Origin of the sequence: Pseudomonas sp. ES3-33 (assembly GCF_000952175.1) — a bacterium.
GTDB lineage: Bacteria > Pseudomonadota > Gammaproteobacteria > Pseudomonadales > Pseudomonadaceae > Aquipseudomonas > Aquipseudomonas gregormendelii.
On sequence record NZ_JZRI01000072.1, the window covers coordinates 1 to 8287 of the forward strand.

General features: G+C 60.8%; 7 protein-coding genes. All 7 read right to left on the reverse strand.

All coding sequences use genetic code 11. The annotated features are described in order from the left end of the window. The coding region (locus UB23_RS12905; RefSeq protein WP_045059708.1) for a D-hexose-6-phosphate mutarotase at positions 1–796 on the reverse strand (796 nt) is incomplete at its 3' end. Positions 797–909: 113 nt separating this feature from the next. Then, the gene (locus tag UB23_RS12910) at positions 910–2256 is read right to left on the reverse strand and encodes a carbohydrate porin (protein WP_045059709.1); all 1347 of its coding nucleotides are present in this window, start codon (positions 2254–2256) and stop codon (positions 910–912) included. A 227-nt stretch (positions 2257–2483) separates the two neighbouring features. Then, the gene (locus UB23_RS12915) at positions 2484–3644 is read right to left on the reverse strand and encodes an ABC transporter ATP-binding protein (protein WP_045059710.1); all 1161 of its coding nucleotides are present in this window, start codon (positions 3642–3644) and stop codon (positions 2484–2486) included. A gap of 3 nt (positions 3645–3647) precedes the next feature. Further along, positions 3648–4493, reverse strand: coding sequence for a carbohydrate ABC transporter permease (locus tag UB23_RS12920; RefSeq protein ID WP_045059711.1), 846 nt, complete (start codon positions 4491–4493; stop codon positions 3648–3650). Beyond that, complete coding sequence (locus tag UB23_RS12925; RefSeq protein WP_045059712.1) at positions 4486–5394, reverse strand: carbohydrate ABC transporter permease; 909 nt, start codon at positions 5392–5394, stop codon at positions 4486–4488. The genes UB23_RS12920 and UB23_RS12925 overlap by 8 nt, the downstream gene beginning before the upstream one ends. A gap of 154 nt (positions 5395–5548) precedes the next feature. Then, a complete protein-coding gene (locus UB23_RS12930; RefSeq protein ID WP_045059713.1) occupies positions 5549–6847 on the reverse strand; it encodes an ABC transporter substrate-binding protein in 1299 nt (432 codons plus the stop codon). A 116-nt stretch (positions 6848–6963) separates the two neighbouring features. Continuing rightward, positions 6964–8223 carry a D-mannose isomerase gene (locus tag UB23_RS12935; protein WP_045059714.1) on the reverse strand — a complete coding sequence of 420 codons (1260 nt, stop codon included), beginning with the start codon at positions 8221–8223 and terminating at the stop codon, positions 6964–6966. Positions 8224–8287: the final 64 nt, after the last annotated feature.

Sequence of the window (8287 nt, forward strand, 5' to 3'; positions counted from 1 at the left end):
GTCCCCGCCCACCACCACTCGCCGCCTCGACACAGACAAATTCAGACATCTCGTTCCAGCTCACTCCCAGCAACGGCCGCGTCCCCGGGTGCCAGACCACGGTGTTTGCGTCATCTCCGGTATCGATGCACAACTGCCGCTGCCAGACAGGGTCCTTGAGCTGTAATTCGCCCTCGTGCTGGAACACTCGCTGGCAGCCGCCATCCACCCGCAGCTCTCCTTCCTGCTGGCATGCCTGGCGGTTCAACTGGTCGTAACCTTGCACCCCATCGAGCCCAGACAGCGCTACCTCACCCACGTCGCCAATACGCCAGTAGGCGTGCAAAGCCTGACTCAACTGACACGGCAGGCTGTCCTGATGCTCAGTCGCCAGGCGTAGGTCCAGGCGCTCGCCAAGGTGCGCATGCAGGTCCACTTTCCAGTCGCACAGTTGCAGTTGCCAGTGCAGGCGCACGCCGTCGTCGTCCGTGCTGCTGTCGAGTAACTTCCAGTCGAGCAGACGCGCCCAGCCATGGGACGGCCAGGCGTTCTCGCTCGGATGGCGGCCATACCACGGCCAGCACACCGGCACCCCGCCCCGAATCGCGCCGACATGCGGCCACTTCGCTGCGCACCACAGCCAGGGTTTCTGGCCTTTGGGCTGGAAGTGCAGCAACTGCGCACCCTGGCGGCTGAACACCGCCTGGCAGAGCGGATGATCGATCACCAGCACGTCGCGCAGTTGATAGCGCTCCCACGCGAACACAGGACGCTCGCGCAAGGATTTGAAGAAGCGTTGTAGCGGATGCTCATGCATGTGCCGCAGTCCTGAAAATCATCTGTTACCGGGAAGTGCCCGCCCCAAAAAAAACGGACAGCCTTGGCCGTCCGCAAAAATGCGCACATGGAGAGAAGCTTATCGCAACAGCGTTAGAACACCGACTGAATTTTCAGGCCGGCCACAATCGCGTCGTCCACCTGATCCACACCACCGGGGTGCTTCACGTACTGCAGGTTGGGACGCACGGTCAGCCAGTTGGTGACGTGGAAACCGTAGTTGATTTCAGCGTTGTACTCGGTGTCCTGGATAGGCAGGAAGGCCGGGTTGTCGTAGTCGTCGATGCCGTTGACGCCATTGATCAGCTTGCGGTTTTTCTGCGCGTCTTCGTTGACGTGGATACGGGCGATACCGATGCCCACATCGTCTTTGGGGCGCGCGTTGAACGGGCCTTTGTAGACCAGCATCAGGTTCTGATAGTTGTCCACGACGTTGGTGTCCTTGTCGTGGAAGGTGGCGTTGGCCGCGATGCTCAGGCCACGGCTCTTGTCGCCATTGTGGTCGGTCAGCTGTTGCTGGGCGACGAACCAGTAGCCGGACTTGCTGCTGTGGCTGCGGTACGCATCACCGCTGACGGCCGCGTCGTTGCCGTTGGCATCTTCACGAACGTCGTCGGCCTCGGCGGTGCTTTTGTAGTAACCGACGCGGTACTCGCCCGGCAGGCTGTTGACGTTTGGCGACCACACCAACTCGACTGGAATGATGGTGCCCTTGGTGCCGCTGCCGCTGAGCTTGAAGCCGTTGCCGGTTTCCAGTTGCGACGGGTTCTGGTTGTACGCGCCGATCTGCGCGTAGAGCTCGTCGTTGATGTTGTACTTCACGCGGATCGCCGCCTGGCTGACCGGCCAGTTGTACCAGATGCCGCCCACCCAGTTACCCACTTGCGAGCCGCAGAACGCCAGGTTCTGGAAGTCGCACGGGAAGCTGTTGAAGTCTTCGCCTTCGCCGAAGTAACCGGCCTTGACGTCCAGGGCGCCATCGAAATACTTCTGCTTGACCCACAATTGCGTCAGGCGCCAGGTCTGGCCCCGGCCCCAGACTTCCTGGGAAGAACTGAAGGTGCCAGCCCGTGGATCGCCGATGCGATCATTGGAGATGTTCTTGCCGCTACGCTCGGTGATCGCCAGTTTGAACTCGGCGTCTTTCCAGCCGAAGATCTTTTCCAGGTCCAGTTGCGCCCCCAAGGCAAACTGGTCGCTGTAGCGCGCTGTGGTGTCATCGTTGTAGCCGCCCTTGAGGTTGGAGCCGACTTCGCCCACGTACTCCAGGGTGAAATCGTAGCCCGCCTCGATCAGCTTGGTCCGCTCACCACCCCAGTCGCCCGTCATCCACTTCGACTCGGGGCTGAACGCTTCAGCAGCGTGCACGGTGCCAGCCAGGCTCATCGCCGCAATCGCTGACAATTGGCAGATCAGCTGAGCGTTGTTCTTCTTCTTCATCCCTACATCCTCGTTTTATTGTTATTAACTGTTTTTATCTAACGCGGTTTACAAATCCCCACTGCAGGAGCGAGCTTGCTCGCGAAAAACTTCAGGCCGACGCGGTGAATCAGACTGCCCGCGTTATCGTTCACGCACATCGCGAGCTAGCTCGCTCCTACAGGGCTAACGCTTGCGGCCAGCCTGAGCGACCGTTCTTGTCCATCACGAGCAAGCTCGCTCGGACATCAGCGGCCTTTGAACTGGGTCACGTTGGCGTTGTGAGCCTCTGCCTTCGGAACACCGGCAACCCCCAGGCGCTCGCCGGTCTTGGCGTCGAATAACAAAACCTTCGACGGATCAAATTGCAGGGTCAGGGTCTCGCCGACATTCGGCGCGACGTCCGGCGCCAGGCGGCAGCAGACCTTGGTGTCGTTGAGGTTGACGAACACCAGGGTGTCGGGGCCGGTCGGTTCGGTCACCTGGACCTCAGCGCGAATGGTCGGCAGCCCGTTCGGCTCGTTGCCCGCCAGCACGATCTGCTCCGGACGCAGGCCCAGAATCACTTCACGATCTTCCAGACCGGCGTCCTGCATGCCCAGTGGCAACTCGCAACGGGCCTGGCCGCTGTCGAGCAATGCCAGCAGGCGACCGTCCTTGCGCTGCAAACGCAGGGGGATGAAGTTCATCGGCGGCGAGCCGATGAAGCTCGCCACGAACAGGTTGGCCGGGTTGTTGTAGATGTCTTTCGGCGTGCCGAACTGCTGGATGATCCCGTCTTTCATCACCGCCACTTTGTCGCCCAGGGTCATCGCTTCGATCTGGTCGTGGGTCACGTAGACCGTGGTAGTTTTCAGACGCTGGTGCATCAATTTCATTTCGGTGCGCATCTCGACTCGCAGCTTGGCGTCGAGGTTGGACAGCGGCTCATCGAACAGGTAAATCTTCGGCCGCCGCGCCAGTGCCCGGCCCATGGCCACACGCTGTTGCTGGCCGCCAGAGAGTTGGCCCGGTTTGCGGTTGAGCAGGTGTTCGATTTGCAGCAGCTTAGCCACGCGCGCAACTTCTTCGTCGATTTCGGCCGCCGGCATTTTGCGAATCTTCAAGCCGAAAGCGATGTTGTCGCGCACGCTCATGGTCGGGTACAGCGCGTAGGACTGGAACACCATGGCGATGTCGCGATCCTTGGGGCTCATGCCGCTGATGTCGGCGTCGTCCACCAGGATCGCGCCGCCGCTGATGTTCTCCAGGCCGGCGATGCAGTTCATCAGCGTGGACTTACCGCAGCCCGACGGACCGACCAGGATCAGGAACTCACCGTCATTGATCTTCAGTTCGATGTTCTTCAGGGTATCCGGCAAGCCGGCACCGTAGGTCTTGTTGACGTTACGTAATTCGAGAGTTGCCATGTTCTACCCCTTGACCGCGCCGGACGTCAGCCCACGCAGGAAATACTTGCCAGCGAATATGTAGACCAGCAGTGTCGGCAGCCCGGCGATCATCGCGGCAGCCATATCAACGTTGTATTCCTTGGCCCCGGTGCTGGTGTTGACCAGGTTGTTCAGGGCCACGGTGATCGGTTGTGCATCGCCGCTGGCGAATACCACGCCGAACAGGAAGTCATTCCAGATCTGCGTGAACTGCCAGATCAGGCAGACCATGACGATAGGGATCGACATCGGCAGCAGGATCTTCCAGAAGATCGTGAAGAAGCCCGCGCCATCCAGGCGTGCCGCCTTGACCAGCGCATCCGGAATGCTCACGTAGTAGTTGCGAAAGAACAGCGTGGTGAACGCCAGGCCGTAGACCACGTGCACCAGCACCAGGCCGGTGGTGGTGTTGGCCAGGCCGAGCTTGCCGAGGGTGAACGAGGCTGGCAGCAGGACGGTCTGGAACGGCAGGAAGCAGCCGAACAGCAACAGGCCGAAGAACAGTTGCGAGCCACGGAAGCGCCACATCGACAGCACGTAGCCATTCATTGCACCGATGAAGGTGGAGATCAGCACTGCGGGCACGGTGATTTTCACCGAGTTCCAGAAGTAACTGCCGACACTGTCCCAGGCCTTGAGCCAGCCAATGCCATCGATCACGGTTGGCCAGCTCAGCAGGTTGCCGGTGCGGATGTCCTCGGGGGTTTTGAAGCTGGTCAGCAGCATCACCACCAACGGGATCAGGTAGACCGCGGCGGCCAGCAACAACGTGGCGTAAATGGCGATGCGGCTGAAGCTGAGCGCCGGTTTGCCCAGTTGATTACTCATGGCGTTTGCCTCGCAGTTCCGAGTACAGGTAAGGCACCAGGATCGCCAGGATCGCGCCGAGCATCATCATGGCGCTGGCCGAACCAATGCCCATCTGGCCACGGCTGAAGGTGAAGGAATACATGAACATCGCTGGCAGGTCGGACGAGTAGCCCGGGCCGCCTGCGGTCATTGCAGCCACCAGGTCGAAGCTCTTGATCGCGATGTGCGCGAGGATCATGAAGGCGCTGAAAAATACCGGGCGCAGGCTCGGCAACACGATCTTCAGGTAGATGGTCGGCAAGCTCGCACCGTCGACTTGCGCGGCACGGATGATCGATTGATCGACACCGCGCAGGCCGGCCAGGAACATCGCCATGACAAACCCGGAGGCTTGCCATACGGCAGCGATCACCAGGCAATACACGACGCGATCCTGATCCACCAGCCAGTCAAGCCGAAAACCTTCCCAGCCCCAGTCACGCAGCATCTTGTCCAGGCCAAGGCCTGGATTGAGCAGCCATTTCCAGGCGGTACCGGTGACGATCATCGACAGCGCCATCGGGTACAGGTAGACGGTGCGAATGAAGCCTTCCTTGCGAATGCGCTGGTCCAGCAGCACCGCCAGGAACACCCCCAGCACCAGGCTGATGCCGATGAACATGCCGCCAAACAGGGCGAGGTTCTTGCTCGCGACCCACCAGCGGTCGTTGTCCAGCAGCCGGGTGTACTGCTGCAGGCCGACCCATTTGTAGCTCGGCATGAAGCTGGAATTGGTGAAGGACAGGACGAATGTCCAGATGATGTAACCGTAGAAACCAACCAACACGATGAGCATGCTCGGCGCGAGTACCAACTTGGGTAACCAGCGTTGCAGCGCATCGAACGGTGAGGCTTTGCTGAAAACCGCCACAGAGCTCATCGGGATAATCCAGGTTTAAATATAAAGGATCGAAGTGCGATCCCTCGTAGGAGCTGCCGCAGGCTGCGATCTTTTGATTTTGTTTTTTTACAATCAAGATCAAAAGATCGCAGCCTGCGGCAGCTCCTACCAGGGGCTCACTCGCTGTCGGGGATTACTGGGCCGCTTTGACAGCCGATGCCAGTTGGGCGCTGGCCTTGGCCGGGTCAGCATCCTTGTCGTTCATGAAGTTGGTGACCACGTCGAAGATCGCACCCTGCACGGCCAGGGAGGTGGCCATGTTGTGCGCCATGCTCGGTTGCAGGCCGCCAGTCTTCTCGTCAGCCAGGAAGTCCTTGGCTGCGGTCTGGGCGCAGGAATCGAAGCCCAGGGCGCTCATGTCGTTGAGCATGTCGGTGCGCACCGGAATCGAGCCTTTGTTCATGCTGAAGACTTTCTGGAAATCGGTCCCCAGGGCGACCTTGGCCAGGTCTTGCTGAGCGGCGATGTCGCCTTTGCGATCGGCCTTGAGCTTGAACACGGCCAGGGAATCGATGTTGTAGGTGAAGGCTTTTTCGGTGCCCGGGAACGGCACGCACTGGTAGTCCTTGCCGGCGACTTTCTTCGCCGCCGTCCATTCGCTTTTCGCCCAGTCGCCCATCATCTGCATGCCGGCCTTGCCGTTGATAACGTCGGCGGCAGCGATGTTCCAGTCACGACCGGCGCGGTTCTGGTCCATGTAGCCGGTGAGCTTTTTCAGTTCGGTAAAAGCCTTGGTCATTTCAGCGCCAGACAGGGTTTTCTGGTCCAGGTCTACCAGGGCTTTCTTGTAGCCTTCGGCGCCCATGGTCGAGAGCACCACGTCTTCGAATACAGTGCTGTCCTGCCAAGGCTGACCGCCGTGGGCCAGGGCGATGAAGCCGGCGGCCTTGAGCTTGTCGCCGGCGGCGTAGAATTCTTCGAGGGTGGTGGGAGCCTTGTCGATCCCGGCTTTCTTGAAGACTTCCGGGTTGATCCACAGCCAGTTGACGCGGTGGATGTTCACCGGCACGGCAACGTAGTCACCTTCGTACTTGACGGTGTCGGAGACCTTCTTCGACAGCAGGCCGTCCCAGTTTTCCGCCTTGGCGACGTCGGTCAGGGTGTCGGTACTGAGCAGGCCGGTGCTGCCCCATTCCTGGATGTCGGGGCCCTTGATCTGGGCAACGCCAGGCGGGTTGCCGGCGACGGCGCGGCTTTTCAACACGGTCATGGCCGTTGAACCGCCACCCCCGGCTACGGCGCCGTCTTTCCAGGTGAAGCCGTCTTTTTCAACTTGAGCCTTGAGTACATCGACCGCTGCTTTTTCACCACCCGACGTCCACCAGTGAACCACTTCCACCGAACCTTTGGCATCGGCGGCAAGAGCACTGAGAGGGAGCGCAGACAGGGAGGCAAGAGAAATGAGCGTAGCGAGGCGAGAAATCGCATTCATCTGGAAGTACCTTTCTTGTTGTTATGCATGCAAGTCTGGTGCTTGCGCTGCATGGATTTTAAACAGGAGTCAGCCCCTCGCAGGTAACGAAGGGACGCTGGAATGTCACCACATGGTTACACAGGAACACCCTGGGACACGCGCCCCAGAGCGGTGGCCAGGCTCGGCGCCAGGGGCAGGCCGGGAATGAGGACGGCCTGCCAGGCGTGATACAGGTCGGGTTTGCCCGGCCAGATATCGGCACTGGCACGGTTTTGCGGGTCCAGTTCGTGATGCCAGCTGCCGGCTTCGCGATCGATGAAGTAACGGTCACAGAATTCCCAGAACAGCCGGTACCAGGCTTCGTACTGGCTGTCGCCGGTGCGCTTGAGCAATGCGCTGGCGGCGGCGCTGGCCTCGCAATGGGTCCAGTGCAGACGGTGCCGCACCACCGGGCGATTGTCCCAGTCGAGGGTATAGACAAGACCGGGTGCACCATCGACCTCCCAACCGTGACGGCAGTTGTGCTCGAAGAGTTTTTGCGCGTCGGTGACCAGCCAGCCCGGCGTAAGCATCCCGGCCTGGACCCGTGCCGCTTCGAGGTGCAGCAACAGCCGCGCCCACTCGAACCCGTGGCCGGGTGTGGTGCCGTAGGGGCGAAAACCGTCCGCCGGGTTGTCGTGGTTGTACTCGCGCAGGGGCTGCCAGTCGCGGTCAAAGTGTTCGACCACCAGGTAGTCGTTGGCGGCCGCGTGATCATGGATCACCCGCTCGACAATGCGCTGGGCGCGGCACAGCCAGCGTTTGTCCGTGGTGACATCGGCCAGGGCGAGGAAGGTTTCGGTGGCGTGCATGTTGCTGTTGGCGCCGCGGTAGCGCTCCTCTTCACTCCAGTCGCGATTGAAGGATTCGCGCAGGGCGCCCTCCTCTTCACTCCAGAAACGCGTGTCGATAATGTTGATCGCGTCAGCGAGCAAGGCGTGCGCGCCAGGCCGTTGCGCGACGACAGCGGAGCTGGCAGCCAAAGCGACGAAGGCGTGCAGGTAGGCGGCCTTGGCGGTGTTGCCGTCCTGATGATCGGCAACGGCGAACCAGCCACCATGCTCGGCATCGCGCATTGGCCCGCTGAGGGCCTTGACGCCATGGTCTACCAGCTCGGCAAAGCCCGGCAGGCCCTGGATGTGAGCCATGGCAAAGCTGTGGGTCATGCGTGCGGTGTTCATGGTTTCGGCGCGGGCATTGGCCGGGAGGCGGCCCTTTTCATCAAGGTTACCGAAGCCTTCAGGCAGTCTGGAGGCTTCAGCGAACGCCAGCAGGCGCAAGCCTTCGGCGGCCAGCCATTGCTGATGCGCGGGGGCGTTCAGCCAGCTGCTGAAGACGGGTTGGAAGGTGTGCATGGGGTGCCTTTTTTGTTGTTATGACTGGGGGCAGTCTAAACAACGGGGGGTGGCGGGCTTGTAA